The following is a 26,346-nucleotide window of genomic DNA, read 5'->3' as shown; positions in this document are numbered from 1 at the left end:
CGTACCGGGACATTAGGGCGCGGCAGGACGGCCGGACAAGACGTCGGACACTTCTTTCCATCTGTCAGTACAGATCCTGCAAGCGATTGTCGATTCCTTGCATGGTGGCGGCGGCACCAGCACGTCGCTCTCTTTCCCTGCGCATGCCCGATGAACGGGACGGATGGCCGTTCGGTACTCGCGCCGTCAGCGCCGGGATGAACCCGGGACATGATCTCGCGCAGACCCTCTAGGCGTACCGACTAGTCGGTACTAGCCTCTGGCCACGCTCTCGGAGCCAGGCCTCCGCGCATGGTCGTCACACCGATGCGAACACCTGGTTCCGGGTATCCCTGGGAGGAGCCGTATGTCCGCCGCCACGACACCGTCCGACGCCGACAGACCGAGCAGCACCGAGTCGGCCACCGCCGCGCCCGATGTGCCCTCCGCGGACGCCCGCGGCCCGCTGGGCCGGCTGTACCGCCGCGAACTGGCGGACTACCCGCCCACCGCTCGCCGTATGGTCTATCTCGCGATCGTGGTCGTCACCACTGTCGTCCTGTACTACATGCTGTACATCCAGTACGCGGTGGCGACGTCGATCATCACGCACTTCGGTATGACGTACCGCTACTTCATCTGGGTCTCGGTGATCGGCAACGCGGTCGGGGCCTTCGCCTCGCTCGTGGCGGGTCTGGCGGACCGCTGGGGCCGGGCGAACCTGGTGGTCTACGGCCTGCTGATCGCCGCGCTGCTGGTCTTCTTCGGGTTGCCGAACGCGGCGAACAAGACCACCTATCTGGTGCTCTTCGCGCTCGTCAGCTTCATCGAGGGCATCGTGCTGGTCGCCACCCCCGCACTGATCAGGGACTTCTCCCCGCAACTCGGCCGGGCCACCGCGATGGGGTACTGGACGATGGGCCCGGTCATCGGCTCCCTGGTGGTCACCACCGTCACCAGCAACACCCTCGACAGCGCCACCTGGCAGGACGAACTGCGCTATTCGGCGATCGCAGGGTTCGTCGTCTTCATCGCCGCGGTCTGCGCGCTGCGCGAGCTGTCACCGGCGCTACGCGACCAGATCATGGTGACGCTGCGGGACCGGGCGCTGATCGAGGCACGCGCCAAGGGGCTGGACACCGAGGCGGTACGCCGCGGCGAGTGGCGGCAGATGATGCGCCTGGACGTGCTGGGCTCGGCCTTCGCCATCGCCGTGTTCCTGCTGCTGTACTACGCGGCGGTCGGTAACTTCGTCGTCTACTTCTCGACGGTCTTCGGCTACAGCGAGCAGCGCACCAACGCGCTGGCCAACTGGTACTGGGGGGCGAACGCCATCGCCCTGGTCCTGGTCGGCCTGGTCTCGGACCGGCTGAAGGTGCGCAAGCCCTTCATGATCGTGGGTGCGGTCGGCTCCGTCGTGGTGACCGCGATCTTCGCCACCCGCGCCACCCACCTGACGACCGACTACTACACCTTCGCCTGGCTGTTCATCGGGATCGGCGTCTTCAGCGGCATCGCCTACGCCCCCTGGATGGCGAGCTTCACCGAGACGGTGGAGAAGCACAACCCGGCGGCGACCGCGGCGGGTCTGGCGGTGTGGGGCTGGACGGTGCGCATCGTGGTCGCCGTGTCCGCCGCCTTCATCCCGGTACTGGTCACCTCCGTGACCCCGCTCGTGGAGCACGGCGCCGAGGTCAAGGTCGCCTCGGCGCAGGCGGCGCCCGCGCTGGCCATCGTCAACGCGCACCCGGATCTCTTCGCCGAGTTGAACAAGTACACCCCGGCCACGGTGCCGCCCGCGTTGGGTGCCCGCGCCGCCAAAGAGGTCGGCGCGGAGAACCTCGCGGTCGTGCAGAAGGCGGCGCCGCAGCTGAAGCTGCTGCAGGAGTACGGCGCCGAGGTCCAGAAGGCGTCGAAGGACGGGCCCGGCGAATGGCGTACCTGGTGGTGGATCTGTGTCGGCGGCCAGGTGCTTTTCCTGCCCCTCGTCTTCGTGATGGCGGGTCGCTGGAGCCCGAAGAGGGCACGTCTGGACGCTGAGGCACACCAGGTTGCCGTCAACCGCGAGCTGGCCGCCCTCGCCGCCACGGAGTGATCGGACGCGGAACCGGCCGTCCGTGGACGGGGCGGCCGGACGCGGGATGGGGTGTCTGACATGCGGCACGATGCGATGCGCCGGATGCCGGTTGCCCGACCCGACGGCCTCACTCATGAAGGGCGCGCGCTGCGACTGACCGAGGACCCCTTCGTCCGCTACACCCTGGTCGGCCTGTGACCGTTCCACCTCCACGGCCTGATCCGCTCCGCGGTGCAACCCTACGCTGCCGAGCAACTCGCGCTGGTGCCAGGTCAGTTCAGAAGCAGGCACCGACCACTACGACCACCGGTCCAACCCGCCGTACGGGCCGGAACGCCTAGAGCCTCCAGGTACGCAGTTGGTCGGCGACGTCCTGGACGCCTATGCGGGTGTCGCGAACCTTGCGGACCAGGTCGGACAGGGCGCCGTAGGGGGGATCGATGCCTTCGCCTGCCTGAGCCATGTACTGGGCGGCGATGAACGCGGCGTACAGGCTGTTGCGGTGCGGGAGCGGCTCCAGGCGCACGATGGTGTGCAGCAGGGCCGCCGCGCGCCAGGCCGTGTCCGGGTCGGCTGCCGCGAGGGTGGGCAGCCGGGTCTTGTGGCGGGCGACGGCGGCCACCAACGCCGAGTAGTCCGCCACGGTCAGGTCGTCGTGGCCGAGCGCGTTCTCCTGGACGTCCAGCAGCCAGGAGACGTCGACGTAGAGAGGCGGCATCAGGCGGCCGCGACCCCGTTGCCGCGTTCGGCGGGCGGCACTTCCTCGGGGAAGGCCTCGTCGAACTCGCCGCGCAGTCGCTCGGCCCATTCGGTCGCGCCGGAGACGAACCGCTTGCGCTGCATCTCGCGGATTCCGAGGTCGTGCAGGTACTGCTTGAGGCTCTTGCCCTCGGCGGCAGCCGCGGCCCGCACACCTTCGAGTTCCTCTTCGGTGAAGGACACGTTCAGGGATGGCATACCTGTGATGGTACCTACTAGGTGCCACGCGGGTACAGCGGGAGTGGGCGCGACGGGGTCTGCGGGGTCGAAGCGCGCCACCGCCCTCGGACCGACGTGCTGAAGCGGTTATCTCACTCATGAGAAGGGTTCACCACCCGCATGTACATGGCGATCGGGAGGGGGAGGAGTTGCACGAAGGTAATGACGTGCTGCTTCAGTTCTCTCGGGAGCGGCGTGATCAGGCCCGAGTCGCTCCCGGGCTGGGGCTGGAGGCCGACCGGCAGGGCGCACGCGAAGGCCACCGGCGCTGGCACCGGGTGCTGTGGCGAGTCCGGCTGCGCGGGCTGTGGACGCTGCTCCATCTGGGCATCGCGTCGGCCGGGGCTGTGCTGACGGTGGTCATCGCGGTCTGATCCTCGCCGCCGGTCCGAGCAGAGCGCCGACAGGCGGTAGAGGTCTGGCCCGCCCCCACGGGGGAAAGCGACGGGCCGGCGCATCCAGCCTGTCACAGCCGCAGCCACCTCCTACGGCGGGAGAGGGATGTGACGTGCGCGTGGCCGCTGTCGCCTGCCGGCGGCCACGCGCATGAGGGTCTCGGTCTAGTGCAGCGGGAACCGGGTCATGGTGATGCGCGGGCGGGCGGCCTGCTTGGCCTCTGCCGTGCCACTGGTCACCCGGATCGGCACGGCCGGCTCATTCGAGGGCGGGGCCGGCGGCCGCGGGCTGCAGCAGGGGTTGTCGCACGGCATGACGACCAGGCCGATGACATCAGCTCGGATGCCGTATCGGGTGCCGTGCAGGAGATACACCAGGCCGGGGCGCTGGACGCGGACGGGCCAGGCTGTCGGGCCGGCCGGCGGATTGTGGTCCGGCGCGGGCGGGCGGGGGCTAAAGTGCATGGCGGACGTCTCTTTCTGTATGGCGTCGAGGTGGGGAGTCCGCCCGGCCGGTGGCCTCGGAACCGGTGGCCGGAACGGGACTCCCCTCCTTTCTTTTCTCTTCCTGGTGCTCGGGCCCGGTTCAGCGGCCGGCGGCGAACTCCTGGAGCTGGTCGACCAGTTGCCGGTCGGGCCGGGCGACGATGACGGAGCGGCCGGGTGCGCGGGCGGCGAGCCGGTCGATCTCGTGCTCCAGGCGGCCGGTGGGGGCAACGGCGGTGGAGCCGTTGGTGCGGACGTAGCGGGCGAAGAGTTCGAGTCCTTCGAGGAACGCGACGTCCGGTGGTGTGGTGTCGGCCATGGAGTGGGTGAGCTGGTGGAACCAGTGCCGGGCCCGCTTGGATTCGCCGACGGCGAAGTGGTGCAGGTGCAGGCAGTAGGCGGCGGCGCGGCTGCCGGCGCCGGCGGCGAGCTGCCACCAGAACTGGGCGGACTCGGGGTGGCGGGTGAGGTAGAGCAGGCAGGCGAAGGCGAGGGCGCCGTCGACGTCCAGATGTTCCTCCGCGAGCGGTCCCCGGTCGGGGCCTTCGGCGATTTTGGCGACGTGGTCGGCGACAGCCGGTTCGTTGAGGACCCACCGGCACACCACGCCCAACCGCTGGCCGGCCTGTGCGGCGCGGGCGATGTCCGTGGTCGGGGTGCGGCGGCGGGCGTCGGCAGCGAGCCGCCGCAGACCCGCGGCGACGTCGAACCGGCTCGGCGTCGTGACGGGCAGCCGGACCTCGTCCAGCAGGGCGTCGAGAGTGGTGGTCACGTCCGTTCCCCTTTCTGGTGGGGCTTTTTGCGGTCGTCGGGCAGGCCGAGCTTGATGCGCAGGCGTTCCTTGCCGCGGCGCAGGTGGTGGCCGACGGTGCGTTCGTCGATGCCGACGTACCAGGCGACCTTGGCGGTGGGGTAGCCGAGGATGTAGCGCAGCACGATCACCTCGAACTGGCGGTTGGGCAGTTCGGCGATCGCTTCGTACAGGCCGCTGGTCGACTCCATCTTGTGCAGCTTGTCGCGGGCTGTGGCGAGTGCCGGGGCCAGCGCCTGGGTGATGGGCCCGTTGATGACGAACGCGGGTGCGCGGCCTTCGCGTTCGAGGCGGTCGTGCACGGCCCGTCGCATGATCGCCCAGGCGCCCTGTTCCAGGGAGCCCGAGCTGAGCAGCTGCGTCCAGCCGGCGTGGATCTGCAGGAATACCTCGTGTATGACCTCTTCGGCCAGCTCGCGGGTCCCGAAGTGGACTTCCGCGTAGGCGTGGAACGGCTCCTGGTGCCCGAGGTAGAACGCCTCGAAGTCGATCGGCAGGTCCAGCGGCTGGTACATGTCCTGCGACAGCCTCATGCCCTGGTCTGGGGCTGGGGTGTCCTCTGGGGCGTCGTCATGACTCACGCGGACCTCCCGGCGGCACGGCACATGGGCAGGCTCTCCCTCTTCATCGGGGTCGGCTGGGACCGGCGCCAACTCGTGTGCGCCGACGGCCCGTTGGGCCTGAGACCTACCTAAGTGATTCACGCGTCCGATCACTCATGCACACGTGGAAAAAATCACCGAGCGTCCCGCCCCGCAGCATCCTGCAATCTTCAACAAGCACTGCTAGTCACCCTCGGTAGCCTTCTGATCAGGGCTAACCCGAGAGAGGGATGCCCCGAACAGACCTTCGCATCTCCATCGTGTTCTGCATCACACCAGGTCCACCAATCGGCGCACGACCGGCACGCACCGGCAAGCACCCACCACATGCACACCCCTGAGCTTCACCCATCGTGACCACATGGCTGCCTGTTGAATGCGGGTACGGGGGCGGCCGGCATGCCCCGGGGAAGCAGGGTTCACGTATGAGACCGTTGCTGGTGGGAAGGTCTGGTTCCACTTGCGGTCGTCGGCCAGCCCCTTCTGGCTGGGTCTGGCAGGCCCGAATCGGAGCCTGAACCGCGTCACGTGCGCCTTGTGAGGGTGCAGGCTCGGCGTCGTACAGCGAGCTCCAGGTCCTGCACCGCACTCAGGGCATGCGAGGACGGGAACGGCGCCTGGGAGTACGGGGTCTGGGAACGGTTCGGCAACGTCACGGCGGTTTGCGCAGTTCCAGGCGCGGGACCGGCGTTTGGGCCAGGTGGGCGGCTGCACCGTCGTCCAGGCATTCCAGGAACGGGCGGGTGCGCTCCACAGGGATACCGAGGTCGCTCGGTGCGCGGATCTCCCGCACCAGCCGTAGGTCGTGCGCGTCGTACTTCCCGCGCCGGACACGGCGACGGCGAACGGGATGCCGTGGGCCTCGGACAGCACGTGCAGCTTGCTGCCGTTCTTGCCGCGATCGACCGGGGTCGGCCCGGTCGGCGATCTCCCCTCGTGGCGCGAACGGAGGCCGCGTCGACGATCGCCGAGGTCCAGTCCACCTCGCCCCGGGCCCCGAGTCGCCGTGGGATTCGCTTCCGTCCGGGCAGCGGATCGCCGCGCGGCTGCCCGGAGTTGTCGCGCCCGAGGTGCGGGCGATCGATGACGTGCGGCGAAAGCGGGCACGGCCCGTGGACGCCGACCCCGACCTCGCTCACCTTCGACAAGCGCTGAGTGTCACCCCGGCAGCCGGGTGAGCTTGGCGGCCACTGCGTCGAGGACCCAGTCCAGGCCGGTTGCGAAGGACGTCTCGGCGTCCACGTGTGTGCCGTCGTGCACGGCCTTGGCCAGCGCCGGGAAGCGGCCCGTGGCCAATATTCTCGTCACGTGCGGGCCGGAGGCACGCTGCCAGTCGCGCTTGGACAGGCCCGTGGCGCGCTCAGCCCGCAGGTTCGCGGTCTCGCGCCTGATCGCCCCGATGAAGTAGGCGCTGACGGTCTCCACGGCGCGCATGACGGTGTCGACATCGGCGAGACCGTCGAAGGCGGCCAGCGTGGCCTCGGTCACGGCAAGGCCGTTCGGACCCAGGGCCGGGCGACCGCCGAGCAGGTCGGCCAGCCATTCGTGACGAAGAGCGGCCTGCCTGGTGCGCTCGGCGAGGACGCGCAACGCCTCCCGCCAGTCACCGGCCTGCTCCTCGGGTCGGATCTCGGCTTGGACCTCGTCCACCATGAGGTCGAACAGCTCCTCCTTGGTGGAGATGTATCTGTACAGCCGCATCGGGCCGGCGTCCAGGCGGGCGGCTACCTTGCGCAAGGACACCGCCTCCAGCCCACCCTCGTCGGCCAGCGCGATGGCGGCGGCGACGATCCGCTCCCGGTCGAGCGGCACGGGTTGAGTCGGCGGCTCCGGCCGGTCCCACACAGTCATGATCCCACCGTACCGTTGCGATGCATCGTCATGAACCAATACAGTGTATCGACATGAGACATCGTATCGCAGTGGTCGGCAGCGGTCCTGCCGGCGTTACCTTCGCCCGCGTCCTGCACCGCCATGATCACCCCGTCACCGTCCTCGAACGCGATCCCACCCCCGACGCCCGTCCCCCGGGCGGCACGCTGGACCTGCACGAAGGGATGGGCCAGCTCGCACTGGACAAGGCGGGGCTGCGGGCGGAGTTCCAGGCGCTGTCCCGTCCCGAGGGGCAGGCCATGCGCATTCTGGACACGGACGGGACCGTCCTGCGCGACTGGCGACCCCGTCCAGACGACCAGGCCAATCCCGAGATCGACCGCCGCCAACTCCGTGACCTGCTGCTGGGCCCTCTCGATGTCCAGTGGGGCCGGGGCGTGACGCAGGTGGTGCCGGGGACCCGGGATGGCGCACGGGTCCATTTCGCGGACGGACGACAGGAGACGTTCGACCTCGTGGTCGGCGCGGACGGCGCCTGGTCCCGGGTCCGCCCGGCAGTCTCGTCGGTGACGCCGCACTACACCGGCGTCACCTCGATCGAGACCTCCCTCGACGACGTCGACACCCGCCACCCTGACCTCGCCCGGTTGATCGGCGACGGTTCCATGGCTGTGTATGGCGTGAACCGAAGCCTCGTCGCCCAGCGCAACAGCGGCGGTCACGTGAAGGTGTACACCAAATTCCGTGCGCCGCTGGAGTGGCACACGAACCTGGACCTGGCCGACGTCGAGGCCGTGCGATCGTACCTGCCGGCTCTGTTCGACGGCTGGGCCGCTCCCGTCCTCGACCTCCTCCGCAACGGCACGGCTTTCGTCCACCGCCCCTTCTACGTCCTGCCCGTGTCCCATACCTGGACCCACGTCCCCGGCGTGACGCTCCTGGGCGACGCCGCCCATCTGATGCCCCCACTGGGGGCGGGCGCGAACCTGGCGATGCTGGAAGGTGCCGAACTCGCCGAGGCCATCGCCACCGGCCCTGGAGATCTGGACGGCACCGTCCGCGCCTTCGAGGCACAGATGTGGGCACGGGCGGCCAAGTGGGCGAAGATCACGACGGCCGGTCTGGAACGCCTCGTGAGCCCGGACCCCGCCGAAGCCCTCGCCGTCTTCGACCAGGTCCAGCCCTCCTGACCGCCAAGCCTGCGAGCACCAGCACCTGTCGGCCCAACCACCCTGGCCACTGTTCGTTTTGCGGCAACTTGCCAAGCCGCCCAACGACTCACAGTCGTCGCCCCAGCGCGCACTCGTCACGGAAGCTGAGCCAGAGCCGGAGTTGTGAGAGCGAGGCCAGCGGTAGGTTGGCCGCCATGACTGAACTACAGTCCCTCACCTGGCCACCTGCCCCGGTCAAGACCGAGCGGCTCGTGCTCCGCGAGCCCGAGGCCCGGGACCGTCCAGTGTTCATCGAGCTGCTGGCGTCGCCAGAGGTGCACACCTACCTCGGTGGCCCCAGGCCTCGTGACGAGCTTGAGCGCGAGCTGCCCGAGGCGCCCGAGCGGTGGCCCGGGAGTTTCGTCGTTGATCTCGACGGGGCGATGATCGGCCAGATCCTGCTCAGGAGAGCAACGGAGCACCGTCGCCCGGCTGCCGTGGGGAAGGTCGAGCTCGGCTACCTGTTCCTGCCGCGGGCGTGGGGGTTCGGGTACGCCGCCGAGGCGTGCGCGGCGGCACTCGACTGGTTCGAAGGCGTCCTTCCCGGCGAGCCGGTGGTGCTCACCACCCAGACCGCCAACGTCGGCTCGATGCGGCTCGCGGCAAAGCTGGGGTTCACCGAGGTAGAGAGGTTCCGGGCCTGGGGCGCCGAGCAGTGGCTCGGCCTGCGGTCCTCGGTCACGCCGGCCGCTTGAGCCCAGGGTCGCCCGGTCGGTAGCCCGAGGGGCTACTCCCCCGGGCTACCCGTCAGTGGTCACGGTCTGCATGACGGGCACACCTCATTCGATGTCGTCAGGGCCCGGCAGCGGGGAGAGGGCCTCGGCCGTGGGGCCGTGACGGCGGGTGGTTACGGCGATGGCGGCGAGCAGCACGAGTACGACGGCGGTGAACCAGGTCGTCGCACTGGTCAGGCTCATGGAGCGGCTGGCGACGCCGAGGCCGACGGGCAGCAGGGCCAGGCCGAGGTAGGAGGCGAGGAACAGGCCGGCAAGGGCCTCTCCACGCCCGGCCGGGGCGGCCGTAGCGGCCACATGCCCGATGGCGGACTTGAACAGCACCCCGGCTCCGGCCCCGGCGATGATCCCCGCGAGCAGAAAGACGGGCAGGCTGGCGAGGTGCACACCGAACGCCAGGACGGCCATGCCCACGGCCTGGGCGAACAGCCCGGCGTACCAGCGCGTGCGGGCGCCGAGGCGGCCTGTGCCCGTCTGGGCCGCCGCGGCGGCCGCGAACACCGCGAACACGATCAGTCCGGTCAGTGCCCGGGACGGGTGGTGCAGGGTCCCGCCGACGAAGCCGGGCACCACGGAGGTGAACAGGCCGAACACGGCCATGGACGTGAATCCGGCCGCGCCGGCCACAGGATATCCAGGCACTCCGTGAGTGGCTCCGACCCGCTGGGGGCGGTAGGTCGGCCTGACGTCGGGCCGACGGACGGTCTCGGGGGTCAGCGCGATGGCGACCGCACCCGTCAGCAGCAGAACGGCGAAGACCGCGTACGGCACCCGCAGCGGCGCTCCCAGGTACTGGGCGAGAACGCCCGAGGCGACGGTGCCCAGGCCGAGCCCACCGATGTTGGCGACGGTCGACACGATCTCGAACCGCCGCATCGAGGAACCGGGCCGGTGCGCGCTGTGCAGTTCCTGCAGATACGCGGTGGCGGTCGCCGTCAGCATGCCGACGCCGAGGCCGGTGACCAGCCGGGCCACGATCAGCACCGGCAGCGACGGCGTGGCCAGGAACAACGCGGCGGCGAGCAGTTCGAGCGCCAGCGCCGACGTCATGACCTTCTTGCGGCCCAGCCAGTCCGAGACGTGCCCGGCGAGCAGCAGGCTCGTCAGCACGCCGAGGGCGTAGACGGCGAACACGACCGTGACCGTGAACGTGGAGAACCCGTCGTGCGCCTCGTACAGCGGGTACAGCGGAGTGGGAACGGTGGAGAAGGCCATGGCCGTCACGAACACCCCCGCGACCATCCAGAACCCGGCACCGTACCGGCCGGCAGCGAGCAGTTGCTCACCGACTCGGCCCTTCCGAGCAGATATACGGTCTGTACGCAGACCCGTGGCCGACGTGAGCGACATCGGAAGCCCTCCGATCCTTGTCGTTGGTTTCCGTCGGCGGCCGGACCACACGGCCCTGCATTCACCGCCTGTGATGACCAACGAAGGAGCCGAGCCGTTGTTTCCCATTCGCCGGAGATAGTCCAAGATGATGGTTATCTTCATGAGAGATGGAAGAGTCGGCGGCCGTGAATCTTCGTCCGATGGAGGTCGTCGGAGCAGTCGCCGAACAGGGCGCGTTCAGCCGCAATCGGCGCCAGGTTCAGACCGCCGTACCGCACGGCGCCCACGGCGGTGTTCGGGCCGGAGCGTCAGGTCCACCGGAGGCATCACCGGGCCGTCCGGGCAGAGAACGGCATCTGCCAGCTCGAACAGTTCATCACGACGCTCGGTCAGGCAAGGATGGAACTCCTCCCGAAAAGCGTGACGCTTCCGCTAACGCCTCCCCGCCGTGAGAGTCCAGAGTGCCGGCGCGCGCAGTCGGGATGCCTCATGGCGATGGCGGCCTGAGAACCACCCGGGTAAGTTAGCGATCTTCGGGTGGCAGATGCTTCCGGAGTCCCTGAATGCGAACGCCATGATGAACCCCCACCAGCCCCCAGCACGACTTCGCCTCGCTACCGCGCTTGACGGCCTGGCCGCCGCCTTCAGCGGGATGACGGCCCACCCCGACGAGTACAACTGCGAGTGTCACTGGGGCAGCGCCGAAGAACTCGCGCAGCTCAAGGTGCCGGATACGGAGCTGGACCTCGACCTCCTACACCGCACCTGGCAGGCCCCCGACTGGAGCGACCACGCATCCGTACTACGCCGGATCCTGCCCCAGTTCGCCACGGCCCTGGTCGAAGGCTCCGTCGAGCCGCTCTTCGCCTTGGCGGAAGCCGGCCGTTCGATTGCCCGCGGTCACTGGCAGCAGTGGCCCACCGTGCAAGCCGAAGCAGTCAGGGACTTCCTGCACGCCTGGTGGACCCACACGCTCACCGATCCCCATCCCGCAGTACCCGCGTACGAGGTGCTGGCATTCATCACCGAGGCATCCGCCACGCTCACCCCGTGGCTCGCCACATGGGCAACGCTGACCGACCGCCCGGCCGACCACCATCTGGCCTTGGCTACGGCACAGTGGGAGTACGACCTGCTCGGAGACCAACTCCCCTGGGACTCTTGGGAGAACGAGAACGGGGAAGAGACACGCACCGAGCTGACCGCCTGGCTGGTCCGCAATGCCCCGGCCCGGCTCCGGGCTCACGGCGTGTCAGGGGAACTGCTCCACCGAATACGGCTGCTCGGCCTCACCGGCGACGCTCGTTGGGAGGACCCTCACTGGCCCGGCCACCGCTACTGATCCACCGAACCCTCCGGCGCTCCCTGCCCTCGTTTCGGATTGTTCAATGTGTCGAGACCGGAAGGCAGAGAACAAGCTCAGCTTTTCCTCTGCCTCCGGCCCGTTCTCTGGACGAATCCAGCGTGCCAGGAGCTCTCGGGAGGTGCGTGGTGCGTGCTGACAGACTCCTTGTCCATGAGTGGCCTGTGGTGGTAGCCGCCGCTGCTGCCGACGGGCACCGCACGGGTGGACGCTCCGGCTTCTATCAAGGGGCTCTCAACGGGTTCGGGCTGCACGCCCTGGTACAGCTGAATCTCAGGCTTCCGGTGCAGGGCGGGGTTCGTCCTCCGACCGCAGGAACGCCAGAACGGCCTTCGTGAACTCCGTCGGTTCGGACTTATGGATCAAGTGCCCGGCCGGAATGGTGACGACCTGCCCATGCGAAACACGGCGGGCCAACTCGGCGACACCGTCCTGAGGCACGTGACTGCGTGGCCCGCCAGCCACGACAAGGGTCCTCGCCGTGATCCTGCCAAGGCGCTCCAGCCATCCCGCATCCGGCGTGTCGATCTGCCGCCTGACGGCCATCACCATGTCCCAGTCGAATGCCAGCTTTCCATCCGGCCTGGTCGGAGTGGTCTGTTCCCGAGGGCGTGGGATCGGAACGTCCTCCAGGACGAGCCGGTCCACACGCTGCGGACAGTCCTCAGCAAGCAGATAGGCAACGACCCCTCCCATCGAGTGCCCCACCAGATCCACCCGGTCGAGTGCCAGTTCATCCAGAAATCCGAGCACGTCGTCCCGCATGAGTTGCAGCGAGTACTCCCGTGGCCAATCGCTCCGGCCGTGACCGCGAAGATCGAGAGCATAGACACGCCGCCTGCGGACGAAGGCAGGTGCCACGATGTCCCAGTCCGTGGCGTCCTCACCCAGCGCATGCAACATGACGAGCGGCGGAGCGTCCGGCGGTCCCGAGACCTGATAGGCCAGCCGGACGCCTCCAACGTCAATCACGTGATGATCAGCCATGCCGGGAAAGTATCGGGGCGCCCGCGGCGCAGAAGCACCGTTCACCCACAGCCGAACCGACCTCTGCCAGCGGCGGTGACAACACCCCCTGCTTTGTGACAACTACCGTGCTGCGGCTCAGGCGGTCATCTGGGACCGTGGCCGACCTGGGGACCCAGGTCATCGGAGCGGTCCTTGCTCGTCGACGAACACAGTGGGCGCGGACAGGAACACGTCGATGTTCACCGGGCCGTGGGCGATGTTGAACGTGTCGAGCCAGTACGACCGGTCCCGTATCCCGGCCCCGCTGCTGAAGCGATAGTTGAGTTGCCGGCGCACCCACTGGCCGGGGCCACGTCGCACTGCCGGAGGCCGACTTGGTCGGGGCGGCAGCCCGAACAGGGGCTGCACTCGAGGAAAAGGCGGCCGCGCGGAAGAGATGCCGTTGATGCCGCATACCCGACCGCAGGCCGGCTCTCGCCCATCAGATCGAGGCGTCGCCGGCCGGCGAAGGCACGGCGCGCGGACGCAGGACCAGGAGCGAGTCTTCCAAGGTCGCCACCATGGCGAAGGGGAACCGGTCGACCTCAAGACAGAGCGCAACGTCATCAGGATGGACTCCTTGACGCACCCCCTCCGCCAGTTCGGCGGCGGCGCGCGACTCGGCAGCGCGGCGGAGGAACTCAGTAGCATCCGTCCCAGCCTCGGTGACCCGCCGAGCGATGTATTGAGCACACGCCAGATCTTCATCGGCCTGCCCATCTTCGCCCGTGACCACGAACGTGACACTGCCACTCCTGCCCGTCCGCAAGAGCCGAGCCGTTGCCTCCGCCACCACGAAGCTCGCGCACAGCACCAGCGACGCCTCCTTGGCCGCAAGGGCGCCAACCGTCCCTGCCGTGGTTTTCTGCACAACGGTCCGTCCGCGAACGTCCATGGACCGCAGCAGGCCCGGCGAGTTGACGGTGTCGAACCCGGGCGCGGGCGGACCGTCTTTGAGGGCCACCCAATCCGGGTGGCGAGCCTTGAGCGCCAGGGCTTCGTCCAGCGACTCAGCAAGAACGATCTTTTCCGCCCCCTGGGCAAAGGCCCAGGCAGCCACGGTGAAAGCACGCATGACGTCGACCACGACCGCCACGGACGGGGCTTCGACCAGATCAGCGATGCCAAGGAAACGAGCGTCCATTCCGATCATGATCGCGCATGCCCGACCCGAAGTACCCGGACAGTGATTCGCGTCACATCGGGGGTCTCGGAAGGCGACGCCTCCGGCTGCCTGCGTCGCGAGAGCAGTCCGCGACGACACGCCTGCTCAATCGCCACACGGGGGTCACCCGCACACGGCCTCTGCCACCTGGCTCGCGACCGAAGGGCTCACCCTGAGCACCTGGTGAGATGAACGGTCGCCCGCTGATCAACCCGTGCCCCAAGGCCAGAAACAAGTTCGCCTCGACGCGCGAGGCGGCTTCCTAAGGATGTCGGCCGTCCGGCGGGGCTGTCGGTGATCTGGATCTCGTCATGGGAAAGGATTTCTCGGCAGCATGTCGATCGAGGGGTCCCCCGTTCGACGCTTGAGTGGAGGCGCGATCCGCTACGCGGAATCCGGACGGGCCGGGGCTCTGTGATCAGCAAGTGCTGTCCATTCGTCGAAATGCGTCGGGCTGTCGGCTGCATCGCCGGCCGCCGGACGCCCCGAGGAGAAAACATGCAGATCCGCGCCCGTATGAGCATGAGTGCCGATGGCTACGTGACCACACCGAACGGGTGGCCCGCCCTGACTGCGGACCCCGCGTTCGTCTCCGGCGAAAGCCACGGTATCCGGGAGTTCCTGGAAGGCTGCGAGGCGGCGCTGATGGGCCGCACCACCTTCGAGCCCGCGATGGCCAACAACCGCTGGCCATGGCCGGACCTCGACGTGTTCGTACTCGGCTCGCACCGTCCGGACGGCACCCCTGACCACGTCATCACCGACAGTGACCCGGTGCGGCTGCTGGAGAAGCTCCGCTCGACCAACCGCGGTGGCGACGTCCACCTCATCGGGGGCCCGCAGACGATCGGGACGTTCCACGCCCTTGGCGCGCTGGACACCCTCGAACTGGTCGTACTGCCGATGCTGTTCGGCGGTGGGATGCGACTGACACCCATGCTCAGGCCCGACACCGGGCTGACCTTCCAACGCGAGCGTGCCCTCCCCGGCGGTTCAGTGGAGATCGTCTACACCTGCCGGGGCAGTCGCACTGAACTTCCAGGCAAGCCTGCCAGCCAACGCTGATCTCGGCAAGAAGCAGGTGGCACACGTGGGAGATGCCGGGCCTACGGCTGCTGTGGATCGGAACCGGCCACCGGCGGGGCCGGGAGACGGTCTTCCACGCCCGGACTGCAGGACTGTTCCACCGGGGCAGGTCATGACCGTCGATGGCAACCGGCTGCCACTTCGAGGGCCGCACCCGGCGCGGCTGGCACCACCACGTCACCCTCGTCGCCGCCGCCCAGGCCTTCCTCTCCCGGCTGAGAAGCGCCCCAAAAGCACACACGCCGGTCCCACCCTTTACAGGTACTCGGCGCCTTCAAGACCTGCCGAAATGTTGGGTCGGCACTTGCACCGCCTGCGGCCGTCCCCTGCCCGGAACCTGACGAAGCAGTACTAGGCAGATGCGTGCGCGAACCGTACGGCGATGGACAGACCGCCTTCGGGGCGTGCGCCCGTGGTGGGGGTGGGGTGGTGGGCGTCGGTGACGGCATTGACGATGGCGAGGCCGAGACCGTAGCCGTCGCCGCGGCCGTGACGATCGGGCGGGCGGCGGGCGGCGGGCGAGGATCTTCCGCCGCGCGGGTCCTTCGCCGGTCCGCGTATTCCCGTCAGTGGTCAGCGGCCCGTGGCGGCGGGGTGGTCCCGGGCCGGGTCAAGGCCGAAGGTCTCGCGGTCGGTGATCGGGCCGGCGGTCAGCGCGGGGTCGGCGAGCCGGGTGCGCAGCGCGTCCCAGACGCGGGTGTCCGGCCAGGAGCCGGGGTGGTCGTCGGGCGGGCACTGGAGGTAGTAGCGGCTGCTGTGCGGTCCGCGGGGGAAGTGCGCGGCGAAGCCCTGCGGGCTGACGGCCAGGAGGGGGTGGGGGGAGCATCGAACGCTCGGGCTTGGCATGGCGATTCACGCTGCGCCGGCCGTCGTGCAGGATCGCGGGCGTCCCGGTCGTGGATCCAGATGTCGGCTCCGGCCTCCTGGAGGGTGGGGGCGGGCCAGGCCGGTGGGGTCGAGGTGGCCGTGGGTCAGGAGCACGGCACGGATGTCGGCGACGGAGCGGCCGAGGCCTGCCGGCAGCCCGTGCGACTGGTCCAGATGCGCGGGCACGCCCGCGTCGATCGGGGTGAGACCGTCGGGGCCCTCGATCAGGTAGAGGGTGATGCCGTGATCGCCAAAGCGGTGGACGCCGGACGCCACCTGCGTGGGCACGGGACGGGCATATGGACCTCCAGCAACCTCGGGGCCGGACGTCGGGGAGGTGCTGGAGGTAGCCGAACGGGAACGGCTCACCGCCGTCACCCCGTTCGTCACCCACCTCGACGAGACCGGTGCGCCGGATCCGGAAGCGGATCCGACGCACCTCGCGGACGGCCTCTGGGCGCTGCCCGGCCCGCAGCTGTACACGCAGCTCACCGGGGCGGGGCTGGTCGGCCGACACGTACCAGGAGTGGCTGGCCGACACGCTCATCGCCACTTTGCCGCGGTCTTCTCGCCCGAAGCAGTAGGCCTTCGGCGGCTTCGGCAGGGCGGCGGAGCAGAAGAGGTCGTGCCTACGCGGCCAGGGTCTCGTCCTTCCGGGTGCTGCCCTCGCAGCCGGAGCGGTAGCCCTGCAACAGGCCGTCAGCCACGTGCAGGGCCTGCTCCGCGTCGGCCGCTCCGGTCATCACGCACAGCGTGTACGTGGCGTCCTCCAGTAGGCGGCTGGTGCGCCCGGTGGGGCGTACGTCGTGCTCGATGCGTGCGTCGGCGAACCGGGCCAGTGCGGCACGCAGTTCCTTCTCCGCCGGAAGAATCATGAGATTCCCACTCCCCCAAGCTCGGCTCGCGGACACGTCGGTGCCACCGCGAGGCATAGGTTGCACAGGTGGCGTCCTACGCCACCCTTCGACGCGGAACCGCGCCGACTGCACCTCCGACTGCCCCGCATCCAGACGTCCATACCTGCGTGGTGAAAGAGGCCCGCCGCGACGGGGTGGACGGTGACACGGACCGGTCTTCTGTCCGAAGTGCCGGAGGGCGATGTCCCGGCCCGTACGGGCGACACGCTTCCGTGCCGGCGAGGGCTTCGCCGCCGGCCCCGAACAGGCCTTGGCGGAGGAGCACGGCGAGGCCGTGGGCGGCGGCCGCACCACGCGCCGTCTTCGCCCTGAACGAGGCGGAACCGGCTGTCCGATCGCTCGATCGCACCCAACGCCCGATGCGGTCGCGCGAGTGCTGGTGCCCGCGGCTGCGATACCCGGCCAGGACCGGTGCACCCGAACGCCGGACGAGCGGCAGCGGGGGCACCGGCCACATCTGTCATGCCCACATCTTGACGACGTTGGTATAGACCTTTAGCTTTCCCGATGTCAGGTCGTCCCGACGTGCGTCCTGTCGGTGTCCGCCACACCTACGTGCCACTTCGGAAAGGCTTCCCCACCCCCCATGCCTACTCGCTCTCCCCTCCTCACCACCGCGTTACGCGGTACTCCTCTCATAGCCCTGCTGGCCTTGTCGCTCAGCCCGTTGACCGCGACACCGGCGGCCGCTGCGACCGGTACGGTCACGGGCCTCGCCGGCAAGTGCCTCGACGTCGCCGGCGCCAGCTCCGCGGACGGCACCCCGGTGCAGCTCTACGACTGCAACGGCACCAGCGCCCAGCAGTGGACCCAAGGCGCCGACAACACCCTGCGCGCCCTGGGCAAATGCCTCGACGTCACCGCCAACTCCACCGCCGACGGCGCCAAGGTCCAACTGTGGTCCTGCACCGGCGCCGCCAATCAGCAATGGACCGTCACCGCCGCCCACGACATCGTCAACCCGGCGGCGAACAAGTGCCTCGACGTCACCGACCGCTCCTCCGCGAACGGCGCGCGGATCCAGATCTGGACCTGCACCGGCTCCGACAACCAGAAGTGGAGCGCTCCCGTGGAGCAGGGCGGCGAACAGTGCTGGGCCACTCATTACGGCCCCCAGCCGCCCGGCGCCCTGACCGCCAGCGGCGAGGTCTTCGACAACAACGCCGACACGGTCGCCACCTCCCTCTCCCGCCAGCCTCAACTGCCCTTCGGTACGCGCGTCCAGGTCACCAACGTCGCCAACGGCCGGTCCCTGACCGTGCGGGTCAACGACCGCGGCACGTTCGTCCAGACTCCGCAGGAGCCCAAGTGCCTTGACCTGACCGACGGCGCGTTCAGCCGGCTCGGCGGCGTCCTCGACCCCGATGCCGGGCACATCGTCGTGACCCAGCAGGTCCTCGGCTGAGACGTCTGCCTCCGCAGGCCGGTCACGCACTCTCACCCCCCTCGTCCCACGTCAGGAGCAGCTCTCCATGCGCCTTCCTCACCCGATGTCCCGCCTCCGCGGGCGCAGTGCCCTCGGCCGGCTGACGCTGGGCGTCGTCCTCGCCGCCGTCCTGTCCGCCCTGTTCACCGTCGTCCCGGCCCAGGCGGCAACCGGCCAGATCACCGGGCTGGCCGGCAAGTGTGTCGACGTGGCGGGCGCCAACAGCGCCAACGGGACCGCCGTACAGCTCTACGACTGCAACGGCACCGCAGCCCAGACCTGGTCCAACTCCGGCGACGGCACCCTGCGCGCGCTCGGCAAGTGTCTGGACGTGACCAGTGGCGGCACCGCCGACGGCACCACGGTCCAGCTCTACGACTGCAACGGCACCGCAGCCCAGCAGTGGGCCGTCAGCTCGGCCAACGACATCGTGAACCCGCAGGCCAACAAGTGCCTGGACGTGACCGGCAACAACTCGGCCAACGCCACCCGGCTGCAGATCTGGACCTGCTCGGGCGGCGCGAACCAGAAGTGGAGCGCCCCCGCGAGCGGCGGTGGCGGCGGCAATCCCTCGGGCTTCGTGGTGAGTGAGGCCCAGTTCAACCAGATCTTCCCGAGCCGGAACTCGTTCTACAGCTACAGCGGCCTGACCGCCGCCCTGTCGGCCTACCCGGGCTTCGCGAACACCGGCTCCGACACCGTCAAGAAGCAGGAGGCCGCCGCCTTCCTCGCCAACGTCAGTCATGAGACCGGCGGGCTGGTGTACGTGGTCGAGCAGAACACCGCCAACTACCCGACGTACTGCGACTGGAGTCAGCCCTACGGCTGCCCGGCCGGACAGGCCGCCTACTACGGGCGCGGCCCCATCCAGCTGTCCTGGAACTTCAACTACAAGGCAGCAGGCGACGCCCTGGGCATCGATCTCCTCAACAACCCCTGGCTGGTGCAGAACGACTCGGCCGTGGCCTGGAAGACCGGCCTGTGGTACTGGAACACCCAGTCCGGCCCGGGCACGATGACCCCGCACAACGCCATGGTCAACGGCGCCGGTTTCGGCCAGACCATCCGCTCCATCAACGGCTCCCTCGAGTGCGACGGCCGCAACCCCGCCCAGGTCCAGAGCCGCGTCGACGCCTACAACCGCATCACCTCCATCCTCGGGGTCAGCCCCGGCAGCAACCTGTACTGCTGATCATCTCGGTGCCTCCCCGCACGGCGGACCGGTGGAATCCCCCACCGGTCCGCCGGTGCTCCCGCGGCCGGTTCTCGCGGTGGGTAACCGCAGCTGATACCCCCCTGGGACGACCGGTGCCCAACCGGCGCGGGCAGGCCGGGTAACGACCCGCTGGTGCCGGACGATGCGAGCCGGCCCGGTGGCCGAACGTCGAACCCGGCCCCAGCCGCCCGAGACACCATGCGCTTCCACCGACCGATCTGGGCGCCACCCTGCTCGACGCCGTCGCTGCGCTCATCGACTGGGCAGGCACTCCCCCAGGACGGCGTCTGCGCACATCGCGCCGCCTTCGACGAGACGGCACCCGCACCCCGGGTGTGCTGACCGAGGGCGGTGTCGGTGCAGCGAGTCTTCGGCGAACGGCCTTATCGCATACGAGACATGGACGCACCGACGACGGCGCGGACTCCCCCCTTGACCGGCGCCCTGGGCGTGCACGGTCGCCTTACACAGCGGCGTACGAGCCTTCGATGAAACGATGCGCCACCCTATTGACGCCGCTCATCAACTTTCATACATTGCCACCGCATTAACGCTTTGAAACGATTCAATGACTAGCCCGCCACCGTGACCGGCCGGGAGCTCCCGTCCGCGTCCGCCGCTCACCGAGCCGTTCTGCTTCGCCCGACGCGCGTGAAGGAGTACTCCGTTGGCCAGTCAGACCACACCCCCCTCCCCCGACTCATCAAGCTCACCCGGCTCACCCGACTCCGCCTTGCGCACGCCTCTCGAGGAATCCCCGGTCAGCCGACGCGGCTTCCTCGGCACTGCGTCGGCGCTGGCGGCGGGCGCTCTCGCCGCGGGAGCCGTCGGCGCGTTCGCCGGCCACGCGCAGGCGGCCACCGGAACGCCGTCGGTCGGACCCGTCGGGCTGGCCCCGGCCCACTGGATCTGGTACCCGGAAGCACATCAGGGCTCCGACACCCCCGCCGGACACCGCTACTTCCGTACGAGCTTCACCGTCGCCGAGGGCGAGGTGACCGACGCGCAGCTCGTCGTCACCGGCGACGACTCCGTCGACGTATGGCTCAACGGGAGACCTCTCGCCGGCTCCCCCAGAGTCGCCCGGTCCTGGCGCGAGGCCCTGTACGTGGACCTGCGGCTCGCCGTGACCGCGGGGACCAACACCATCGCGCTGGCGAGCCGGAACGAGGGCGGCGCGGCCGGTGTCATCGGCCGGATTCGTGTGCAGACCAGCGGCGGCACGACCGACGTCGTCACCGACGGCCGCTGGTCGGCGGGCAAGGACGTGCCCGCGGGATGGGAACAGCCCGGCTTCGCCGACGACGGCTGGCCGGCCGCCCGGGATCTCGGCGCCTACGGTACGGCCCCCTGGTACTCCCGGGTCGCCGACCCCGACCTCTCGTCCCCGTCTCCGCTGAGCGTGGCCGCCTGCACCGTGGAGCACCGCGCCCTCCCCCTGGGCGTGGACGCGACGCACCCGCGCTTCGGCTGGGTCCTCGACTCGACGGAACGGCAGCAGCGCCAGGGCGGCTATCGGATCCAGGTCTCGGCCACCGCCGACGGCTCCGGTGATCTGTGGGACAGCGGGCGTGTCGCGTCCGACCGGCAGATCGACATCGCCTACGCCGGCGAGCCCCTGAAGAGCCTGACCCGCTACTTCTGGCGGGTGCGCGTCTGGGACACGCAGGGCCGGGCGGCCGCCTGGAGCAAGCCGGAGTGGTTCGAGACCGGGCTGCTGGCGCCCGCCCAGGAGTGGTCCGCCGCGTTCATCGGCCGGCCGCCGGGCCCGGATCTCTCGGGGGCGAGCTGGATCTGGTATCCGGAAGGCGATCCGGCGTCCCAGGCACCCGTCGCGACCCGCTGTTTCCGGCGCACCTTCACGCTGGCGGAGGCACCCGCCGCCGCGAGCCTGATCGTCACCGGGGACGACACCGCGGACGTCTGGGTCAACGGAACCCAGGTGAGCACCTCACGACGCGTGACCGACTCCTGGAAGAGCGCCGCCATGGTCGATGTCACCGCGTATCTCCGGAGCGGCGCCAACACCCTCGCGGTCGCGAGCCGGAACACGAGCCTGTCCCCGGCCGGGCTCATCGCCAAGCTCACGGTGACGGGCGGCCCGACCGTGGTCACCGACGATGCCTGGAAGACGTACCAGGACCCGCCCACGGACTGGCGGAGTCCCGGATACGACGACAGCGCCTGGCCCGCCGCCCGCGCGCTCGCCCCGTACGGGAGCGGTCCGTGGGGATCGAACGTCCAGGTCGTGGGGCCGGCGCCGATGCTGCGCAAGAGCTTCAGCGTGCGGGGGCGGGTCGCCTCGGCACGGCTGCTGACCACCGCACTCGGTCTTCACGAGACCCGGCTCAACGGCGCGAAGGTCGGCGACGACGTGCTGGCCCCCGGGTGGACCGACTACGCGAAACGCCTTCAGTACAAGGTGTTCGACGTCACCGCGCGCCTCCGGCGGGGGACCAACGTGCTCGGCGCGTGGCTCGGCAACGGCTGGTACTCCGGCAACCTGGGCTTCGCCGGCAGCCGGCACTACGGCGCACAGCCGTTCTACGGCGCACAACTGCTCATCGCCTACACCGACGGATCCACCCAGCTGGTGACGACGGACCGCAGCTGGAAGACGGCCACCGGCGCGATCACCGCGGACGATCTGTACCAGGGGGAGACCTACGACGCGCGCCTGCACGTCGAGGGCTGGGACTCGGCGGGTTTCGACGACAGCGGCTGGACCGCCGTCGCCATCCACGACGGACCCGCCCCGCGGCTGGTGGCACAGGTCGACGACGGTGTCTCCGTGCAGCGGGAACTCCGTCCGGTGTCGGTGGCCGAGCCACAGCCGGGCGTGTGGATCTTCGACATGGGGCAGAACTTCGCCGGCTGGAACCGCATCGCGGTCCGCGGCGACGCCGGCACCACGGTCACCGTCCGGCACGGCGAGGTCCTCAACCCCGACGGCACGCTCTACACCACCAACCTGCGCGCCGCCCAGGCCACCGACTCCTTCACCCTCGCCGGCACCGGGAGCGTGGAGACGTACGAGCCCCGGTTCACCGTCCACGGCTACCGTTACGTCGAACTCAGCGGCCTGCCGTCCGGTTTCCGGCCCGACGGCACCACCGTCACCGGTTGCGCGGTGTGGACGGACGCCCGGCAGCCGGGCACGTTCAGCGCGTCCGACGCGCTGCTCAACAAGCTCCAGCACAACATCGTGTGGGGCGAGCGCAGCAACATGCTCTCGATCCCGACCGACTGCCCCCAACGGGACGAGCGGCTGGGCTGGACGGGGGACATCGCCGCCTTCTGCGCGACCTCCACCTTCAACCTGGACACACATGCCCTCCTCACCAAGTTCGTCGACGACCTGGCGGACGCCCAGCAGGCGAACGGCGCCTTCACGGATGTCGCGCCCGCGGTGATCGGCGGCTCCGGCACGGCCGGCTGGGGAGACGCGGGAGTGGTCATTCCCTACACGTTGTGGCAGCGCTTCGGCGACCTCACCGTCGCGGACCGGCACTTCACGGCGATGGCCCGGTGGGTCGACTATCTGCGCGCCACCTCCGGCAGCGACCTGATACGCGATCAGCAGACCTACGGCGACTGGCTCAACGTCAACGACAACACGGCCCAGGACCTCGTCTGCACGGCCTACTTCGCCTGGTCGGCCCGCCTGGTGTCGCGCATGGCGGCCGCCACCGGCCGCAGCGCCGAGGCCACCGCCTACGGGCAGCTCGCCGACCAGGTCGCAGCCGCCTTCCGCGCCCGCTTCGTCTCGGACGACGGCACGGTCCGGGGCAACACCCAGACCGGCTATGTGCTGGCCCTGGCCTTCGAGTTGCTGCCCACGTCCCTGGCCCGGCCCGCCGCCGACAAACTCGCCGCAAAGGTCGCGGCCACGGACGGACACCTCAGCGTCGGCTTCCTCGGCGTGGAGAACCTCCTGCCCGTGCTGGCGGACCACGGCCACGTCGACACCGCGTACCGGATCCTGCTCCAGCGCGACTTCCCCGGCTGGGGCTACATGATCGACCACGGGGCCACCACGATCTGGGAACGCTGGGACGGCATCCGCACCGACGGCTCGTTCAACGACCCGGGCATGAACTCCTTCAACCACTACGGTCTCGGCTCGGTCGGCGACTTCCTCTACCGCCAGGTCGGCGGCCTGGGCCCCGCCGGCCCCGGCTACGCCTCCCTGCGCATCGCGCCGCGACCGGGCGGCGGCCTGACCTCCGCCATCAGCACGTACGACACCCCGTACGGCAGCGCGACGAGCAACTGGGCCATCTCCGGCGGGCGGTTCAGGCTCCACGTCACCGTGCCGGTCAACACCTTCGCCGACGTCACCGTGCCCACCTCACGGCCGGAGTCGGTCGTCGCCCCGGCACAGGCCGTCCCGACGGGCCCGGCGAACTACCATCTGCCGGCCGGGCACTACACCTTCACGGCGGTCGTCTGACCACGCGGAACATGTGCGGGGACGGGCGCACCCGCCGTCCCCGCACAACCCCCACGGCTCGCTCCGCGAGGCTCTCTTTGAGAAGTGACACCGATGAATGCGATGCGTGAGCTGTTGGACTCGGGAATCGAGCCAGGGCACAGTAGGCACGTTCGCCCCCCGAACAGCATGAAACCCACTGTCACCTGCGGAGATCCCCATGAACCACGTCGCGGACCCCGAGCGGTACAACGGCACGATGCGCTACCGGCGCACCGGGCGCTCGGGTCTCGACCTGCCCGTCCTGTCCCTGGGCTACTGGCACAACTTCGGTGACGACCGGTCGTTCGACAGCCAGCGGGAGATCGCGCTGCGCGCTTTCGACCTCGGAATCACCCATCACGACCTGGCCAACAACTACGGGCCGCCCTACGGCTCCGCGGAAGTCAACTTCGGGCGACTGCTGAAGCGGGACCTCGCGCCGTACCGGGACGAACTGGTCGTCTCCACGAAGGCCGGCTGGGACATGTGGCCCGGCCCCTACGGCCAGGGCGGTGGCTCCCGCAAGTATCTGCTGGCCTCCCTCGACCAGTCCCTGCAGCGCACGGGCCTGGACTACGTCGACATCTTCTACTCCCACCGCCTCGACGCGAGCACGCCCCTGGAGGAGACGATGGGCGCGCTGGACACCGCCGTCCGCCAGGGCAAGGCCCTGTATGTCGGAATTTCCTCCTACGACGCCGAGCGCACCCGGCAGGCCGCCGCGATCCTGCGGGAACTGGGGACGCCCCTGCTCATTCACCAGCCGTCGTACAGCATGGTGAACCGCTGGATCGAGACGGACGGGCTGCTCGACGCGGCGCAGGAAGAGGGCTTCGGCGTCATCGGGTTCACGGCGCTCGCCCAGGGCCTGCTCACCGGGCGCTACCTCGACGGCATCCCGGAGGACTCGCGGGCCGCGGCCGGCACGTCGTTCGACACGGACTGGCTGTCGGACGACATGGTGAACAGGCTCCGCGCGCTCGACGCCATCGCCCAGCGCCGTGGCCAGACCCTCGCGCAGATGGCGCTCGCCTGGGCACTGCGTGACAAGCGGGTCACCTCGCTGGTCATCGGCGCGTCGCGTACCGAACAGCTCGAGCAGAACGTCGCCGCGCTGGAGAACCTGGAGTTCACCGCGGAGGAGCTGGCCGAAATCGATACGTACGCTGTCGACGGCGGCGTCGACCTGTGGCACGACGCCCGGACCGGAAAGATGGGCTGAGGCCCTACACGCGTCGGCCGACGGCCGACGCGACCCTGGCTTTGGCGGCCTCGTCGGCGTGCGGTCAGGCGAAGGCGAGCGAGCGGAACGTGTCGCGGATGTCGATGAGGGATCCGTAGTCCCCGGTGCAGTAGCGCGTATTGGTCAGCAGGACCGCCCAGCGGCCCTGCTCGGGGGCCAGCCATGCGCCTGCCGCGCCGTCGCCGTAGTGCTCCCAGATGTCGTCGGTCCCGGGGGCCGTTCCCGGGGCCGGGCGCCAGAACAGTCCGCCGACGGGTGTGAGTTCTCCCGTCTGGATGCGCAGCGACTCCTGGATCCAGGTGGTGCCGAACCCAGGTTGCCCGCCGTCATGTCTCGGCCGGAGCAGGTGGCGAAGGAAGGCCGCGAGGTCGGGGAGGACGGAGAACACTCCTGAGGTGCCGCAGACTCCGCCGAGCAGGCGTGCCGGCAGTCCGTGGGCGGTGCCCCGCAGGCGAGCCCCGGTGATGTCGTCGAGTTCGGTGGGCGCGCACCGGGCGGTCGCCTGGTCGGGCAACGGACCGTAGCGGGTGCGTGTCATGCCGAGGGGCTGCCACACCTCGGTGGCCGCGAGGACGTCGAGGCTCTGGCCGGAGATTTCCTCGGCGAGGTAGCCGAGGACGAGGGCGGCGCGTTCGGTGTACTCCACGGCCTCCCCCGGCGGGCGGAGTACGGCCTCGTGGAGGACGCCGTCGCGAATGTCCTGGGGGTCGGTGCCGTACAGGTTCGACAGGTCGGTCCGGACCGGGAGGCCCGCCGTATGGGTGAGCAGGTGGCGCGTGCTCACCCGGCCCAGCGGGTGACCGCGCGCCTCGGACCAGAAGTCACCCAGTGGCTCGTCGAGGTGCAGCTTGCCGACTTCGACAAGGGCTCCGACGGACGACCACACCGCGAGGACCTCCGTGAGGCCTTCGACGTCGAAGACGGTGTCGTGCCGCATCGGTTCGTCGGGCTGGTCGGGATCCAGGACCCCCTGGGTGCCGAAGGTCATGCTTCCTGAGTGGTCGCCGACGGCCCAGACGGCCCCCGGGTAGACCTTGGCGCGGGCGCCTTCGCCGACGACATGGCGGATACGGTCGATGTCGAGGTCGAGGGCCATGGTCTCCCGATCTGTCCTGGGCCGTGTGGTCTCCCGTCGCTCAGCGT

General features: G+C 69.6%; 23 protein-coding genes and 4 pseudogenes. 12 read left to right on the top strand and 15 right to left on the bottom strand.

The genetic code is table 11. The features are described 5' to 3' along the window. Positions 1-346 precede the first annotated feature (346 nt). Positions 347-2,074, top strand: coding sequence for an MFS transporter (locus AB0N16_RS28455; protein WP_365801496.1), 1,728 nt, complete (start codon positions 347-349; stop codon positions 2,072-2,074). Positions 2,075-2,393: 319 nt separating this feature from the next. Here AB0N16_RS28455 and AB0N16_RS28450 read toward each other — a convergent pair whose 3' ends face one another. After that, positions 2,394-2,774, bottom strand: a complete 381-nt coding sequence (locus tag AB0N16_RS28450) for a toxin Doc (protein ID WP_365801494.1) — start codon at positions 2,772-2,774, stop codon at positions 2,394-2,396. Then, a complete protein-coding gene (locus tag AB0N16_RS28445) occupies positions 2,774-3,013 on the bottom strand; it encodes a hypothetical protein (protein ID WP_365801492.1) in 240 nt (79 codons plus the stop codon). The genes AB0N16_RS28450 and AB0N16_RS28445 overlap by 1 nt, the downstream gene beginning before the upstream one ends. A 188-nt stretch (positions 3,014-3,201) precedes the next feature. On the opposite strand from AB0N16_RS28445, the gene AB0N16_RS28440 reads away from it, so the two are divergent. Next, positions 3,202-3,408: a hypothetical protein gene (locus tag AB0N16_RS28440; protein WP_365801490.1), complete on the top strand. Its 207-nt coding sequence runs from the start codon at positions 3,202-3,204 to the stop codon at positions 3,406-3,408. 186 nt (positions 3,409-3,594) lie between these two features. Here AB0N16_RS28440 and AB0N16_RS28435 read toward each other — a convergent pair whose 3' ends face one another. The 4 genes from AB0N16_RS28435 to AB0N16_RS28420 form a co-directional block, all read right to left on the bottom strand. After that, on the bottom strand, positions 3,595-3,894 hold the full coding sequence (locus AB0N16_RS28435) for a hypothetical protein (protein WP_365801488.1): 300 nt from the start codon (positions 3,892-3,894) through the stop codon (positions 3,595-3,597). Between the two features lie 121 nt (positions 3,895-4,015). Beyond that, positions 4,016-4,687, bottom strand: coding sequence for a hypothetical protein (locus AB0N16_RS28430; protein WP_365801486.1), 672 nt, complete (start codon positions 4,685-4,687; stop codon positions 4,016-4,018). Beyond that, positions 4,684-5,259, bottom strand: coding sequence for a sigma-70 family RNA polymerase sigma factor (locus tag AB0N16_RS28425; protein ID WP_365801484.1), 576 nt, complete (start codon positions 5,257-5,259; stop codon positions 4,684-4,686). The genes AB0N16_RS28430 and AB0N16_RS28425 overlap by 4 nt, the downstream gene beginning before the upstream one ends. A gap of 1,227 nt (positions 5,260-6,486) precedes the next feature. Further along, positions 6,487-7,179, bottom strand: a complete 693-nt coding sequence (locus AB0N16_RS28420) for a TetR/AcrR family transcriptional regulator C-terminal domain-containing protein (protein WP_365801481.1) — start codon at positions 7,177-7,179, stop codon at positions 6,487-6,489. Positions 7,180-7,232: 53 nt separating this feature from the next. Between AB0N16_RS28420 and AB0N16_RS28415 the strand changes: the two genes are divergently transcribed. After that, positions 7,233-8,351 (top strand): NAD(P)/FAD-dependent oxidoreductase, encoded by a 1,119-nt coding sequence (locus tag AB0N16_RS28415; protein ID WP_365801479.1) that lies wholly within the window; start codon positions 7,233-7,235, stop codon positions 8,349-8,351. Positions 8,352-8,527: 176 nt separating this feature from the next. Continuing rightward, positions 8,528-9,067 carry a GNAT family N-acetyltransferase gene (locus tag AB0N16_RS28410; RefSeq protein ID WP_365801477.1) on the top strand — a complete coding sequence of 180 codons (540 nt, stop codon included), beginning with the start codon at positions 8,528-8,530 and terminating at the stop codon, positions 9,065-9,067. A gap of 84 nt (positions 9,068-9,151) precedes the next feature. Here the strand turns inward: AB0N16_RS28410 and AB0N16_RS28405 are convergent, their stop codons facing one another. After that, on the bottom strand, positions 9,152-10,348 hold the full coding sequence (locus AB0N16_RS28405) for an MFS transporter (RefSeq protein WP_365801475.1): 1,197 nt from the start codon (positions 10,346-10,348) through the stop codon (positions 9,152-9,154). Between the two features lie 347 nt (positions 10,349-10,695). Next, positions 10,696-10,898: pseudogene (locus AB0N16_RS28400) on the bottom strand (transposase); the annotation flags it as partial. A 192-nt stretch (positions 10,899-11,090) separates the two neighbouring features. Here AB0N16_RS28400 and AB0N16_RS28395 point away from each other — a divergent pair. Together AB0N16_RS28395 and AB0N16_RS28390 are read left to right on the top strand one after the other, a co-directional pair. Then, entirely contained in the window at positions 11,091-11,780 is a 690-nt protein-coding gene (locus AB0N16_RS28395; protein WP_365801473.1) for a hypothetical protein, read from the top strand. Positions 11,781-11,965: 185 nt separating this feature from the next. Continuing rightward, a pseudogene (locus AB0N16_RS28390) lies at positions 11,966-12,070 on the top strand (HXXEE domain-containing protein); the annotation flags it as partial. Between the two features lie 4 nt (positions 12,071-12,074). Here the strand turns inward: AB0N16_RS28390 and AB0N16_RS28385 are convergent. From AB0N16_RS28385 to AB0N16_RS28375, 3 genes and pseudogenes are all read right to left on the bottom strand, one after another. Continuing rightward, a complete protein-coding gene (locus tag AB0N16_RS28385) occupies positions 12,075-12,788 on the bottom strand; it encodes an alpha/beta hydrolase (protein WP_365801471.1) in 714 nt (237 codons plus the stop codon). A 159-nt stretch (positions 12,789-12,947) separates the two neighbouring features. Then, positions 12,948-13,184: pseudogene (locus tag AB0N16_RS28380) on the bottom strand (hypothetical protein); the annotation flags it as partial. Positions 13,185-13,251: 67 nt separating this feature from the next. Further along, positions 13,252-13,953 (bottom strand): 2-phosphosulfolactate phosphatase, encoded by a 702-nt coding sequence (locus AB0N16_RS28375; RefSeq protein ID WP_365801469.1) that lies wholly within the window; start codon positions 13,951-13,953, stop codon positions 13,252-13,254. A gap of 519 nt (positions 13,954-14,472) precedes the next feature. Here AB0N16_RS28375 and AB0N16_RS28370 point away from each other — a divergent pair. Together AB0N16_RS28370 and AB0N16_RS28365 are read left to right on the top strand one after the other, a co-directional pair. Then, the gene (locus tag AB0N16_RS28370; protein ID WP_365801467.1) at positions 14,473-15,039 is read left to right on the top strand and encodes a dihydrofolate reductase family protein; all 567 of its coding nucleotides are present in this window, start codon (positions 14,473-14,475) and stop codon (positions 15,037-15,039) included. Between the two features lie 158 nt (positions 15,040-15,197). After that, positions 15,198-15,401 (top strand): annotated as a pseudogene (locus tag AB0N16_RS28365) (hypothetical protein); the annotation flags it as partial. A 232-nt stretch (positions 15,402-15,633) separates the two neighbouring features. Here AB0N16_RS28365 and AB0N16_RS28360 read toward each other — a convergent pair. From AB0N16_RS28360 to AB0N16_RS28350, 3 genes are all read right to left on the bottom strand, one after another. Further along, positions 15,634-15,906, bottom strand: a complete 273-nt coding sequence (locus tag AB0N16_RS28360) for a hypothetical protein (RefSeq protein ID WP_365801465.1) — start codon at positions 15,904-15,906, stop codon at positions 15,634-15,636. A gap of 6 nt (positions 15,907-15,912) precedes the next feature. Beyond that, a complete protein-coding gene (locus AB0N16_RS28355; protein ID WP_365801463.1) occupies positions 15,913-16,215 on the bottom strand; it encodes an MBL fold metallo-hydrolase in 303 nt (100 codons plus the stop codon). 341 nt (positions 16,216-16,556) lie between these two features. Then, entirely contained in the window at positions 16,557-16,802 is a 246-nt protein-coding gene (locus AB0N16_RS28350) for a DUF5133 domain-containing protein (RefSeq protein ID WP_365801461.1), read from the bottom strand. A 628-nt stretch (positions 16,803-17,430) separates the two neighbouring features. On the opposite strand from AB0N16_RS28350, the gene AB0N16_RS28345 reads away from it, so the two are divergent. The 4 genes from AB0N16_RS28345 (at position 17,431) to mgrA (ending at position 25,182) form a co-directional block, all read left to right on the top strand. Further along, the gene (locus AB0N16_RS28345; protein ID WP_365801459.1) at positions 17,431-18,249 is read left to right on the top strand and encodes a lectin; all 819 of its coding nucleotides are present in this window, start codon (positions 17,431-17,433) and stop codon (positions 18,247-18,249) included. A gap of 85 nt (positions 18,250-18,334) precedes the next feature. Next, positions 18,335-19,462 (top strand): glycoside hydrolase family 19 protein, encoded by a 1,128-nt coding sequence (locus AB0N16_RS28340; RefSeq protein ID WP_365801588.1) that lies wholly within the window; start codon positions 18,335-18,337, stop codon positions 19,460-19,462. Between the two features lie 757 nt (positions 19,463-20,219). Then, the gene (locus AB0N16_RS28335) at positions 20,220-23,939 is read left to right on the top strand and encodes a family 78 glycoside hydrolase catalytic domain (RefSeq protein ID WP_365801457.1); all 3,720 of its coding nucleotides are present in this window, start codon (positions 20,220-20,222) and stop codon (positions 23,937-23,939) included. Positions 23,940-24,138: 199 nt separating this feature from the next. Continuing rightward, positions 24,139-25,182 (top strand): L-glyceraldehyde 3-phosphate reductase, encoded by a 1,044-nt coding sequence (mgrA, locus tag AB0N16_RS28330; RefSeq protein ID WP_365801455.1) that lies wholly within the window; start codon positions 24,139-24,141, stop codon positions 25,180-25,182. Between the two features lie 64 nt (positions 25,183-25,246). On the opposite strand, the gene AB0N16_RS28325 is transcribed toward mgrA, so the two are convergent. Continuing rightward, positions 25,247-26,299 (bottom strand): serine hydrolase domain-containing protein, encoded by a 1,053-nt coding sequence (locus AB0N16_RS28325; protein WP_365801453.1) that lies wholly within the window; start codon positions 26,297-26,299, stop codon positions 25,247-25,249. Positions 26,300-26,346: the final 47 nt, after the last annotated feature.

The sequence above is a fragment of the Streptomyces sp. NPDC051105 genome (assembly GCF_040682795.1).
Taxonomy (GTDB): domain Bacteria; phylum Actinomycetota; class Actinomycetes; order Streptomycetales; family Streptomycetaceae; genus Streptomyces.
The sequence above is the reverse complement of the archived record's forward strand: the minus strand, read 5'-3'. Positions and strand labels throughout refer to the sequence as shown.

Excerpts from the sequence above, each read along its gene's own strand:
- AB0N16_RS28455 (WP_365801496.1), top strand. The coding sequence starts at position 347 with ATGTCCGCCGCCACGACACCGTCCGACGCCGACAGACCGAGCAGCACC.
- AB0N16_RS28450 (WP_365801494.1), bottom strand. The coding sequence starts at position 2,774 with ATGCCGCCTCTCTACGTCGACGTCTCCTGGCTGCTGGACGTCCAGGAG.
- AB0N16_RS28445 (WP_365801492.1), bottom strand. The coding sequence starts at position 3,013 with ATGCCATCCCTGAACGTGTCCTTCACCGAAGAGGAACTCGAAGGTGTG.
- AB0N16_RS28435 (WP_365801488.1), bottom strand. The coding sequence starts at position 3,894 with ATGCACTTTAGCCCCCGCCCGCCCGCGCCGGACCACAATCCGCCGGCC.
- AB0N16_RS28425 (WP_365801484.1), bottom strand. The coding sequence starts at position 5,259 with ATGAGGCTGTCGCAGGACATGTACCAGCCGCTGGACCTGCCGATCGAC.
- AB0N16_RS28420 (WP_365801481.1), bottom strand. The coding sequence starts at position 7,179 with ATGACTGTGTGGGACCGGCCGGAGCCGCCGACTCAACCCGTGCCGCTC.
- AB0N16_RS28415 (WP_365801479.1), top strand. The coding sequence starts at position 7,233 with ATGAGACATCGTATCGCAGTGGTCGGCAGCGGTCCTGCCGGCGTTACC.
- AB0N16_RS28410 (WP_365801477.1), top strand. The coding sequence starts at position 8,528 with ATGACTGAACTACAGTCCCTCACCTGGCCACCTGCCCCGGTCAAGACC.
- AB0N16_RS28405 (WP_365801475.1), bottom strand. The coding sequence starts at position 10,348 with ATGGTCGCGGGGGTGTTCGTGACGGCCATGGCCTTCTCCACCGTTCCC.
- AB0N16_RS28395 (WP_365801473.1), top strand. The coding sequence starts at position 11,091 with ATGACGGCCCACCCCGACGAGTACAACTGCGAGTGTCACTGGGGCAGC.
- AB0N16_RS28385 (WP_365801471.1), bottom strand. The coding sequence starts at position 12,788 with ATGGCTGATCATCACGTGATTGACGTTGGAGGCGTCCGGCTGGCCTAT.
- AB0N16_RS28375 (WP_365801469.1), bottom strand. The coding sequence starts at position 13,953 with ATGGACGCTCGTTTCCTTGGCATCGCTGATCTGGTCGAAGCCCCGTCC.
- AB0N16_RS28370 (WP_365801467.1), top strand. The coding sequence starts at position 14,473 with ATGCAGATCCGCGCCCGTATGAGCATGAGTGCCGATGGCTACGTGACC.
- AB0N16_RS28360 (WP_365801465.1), bottom strand. The coding sequence starts at position 15,906 with ATGCCAAGCCCGAGCGTTCGATGCTCCCCCCACCCCCTCCTGGCCGTC.
- AB0N16_RS28350 (WP_365801461.1), bottom strand. The coding sequence starts at position 16,802 with ATGATTCTTCCGGCGGAGAAGGAACTGCGTGCCGCACTGGCCCGGTTC.
- AB0N16_RS28345 (WP_365801459.1), top strand. The coding sequence starts at position 17,431 with ATGCCTACTCGCTCTCCCCTCCTCACCACCGCGTTACGCGGTACTCCT.
- AB0N16_RS28340 (WP_365801588.1), top strand. The coding sequence starts at position 18,335 with ATGTCCCGCCTCCGCGGGCGCAGTGCCCTCGGCCGGCTGACGCTGGGC.
- mgrA (WP_365801455.1), top strand. The coding sequence starts at position 24,139 with ATGAACCACGTCGCGGACCCCGAGCGGTACAACGGCACGATGCGCTAC.
- AB0N16_RS28325 (WP_365801453.1), bottom strand. The coding sequence starts at position 26,299 with ATGGCCCTCGACCTCGACATCGACCGTATCCGCCATGTCGTCGGCGAA.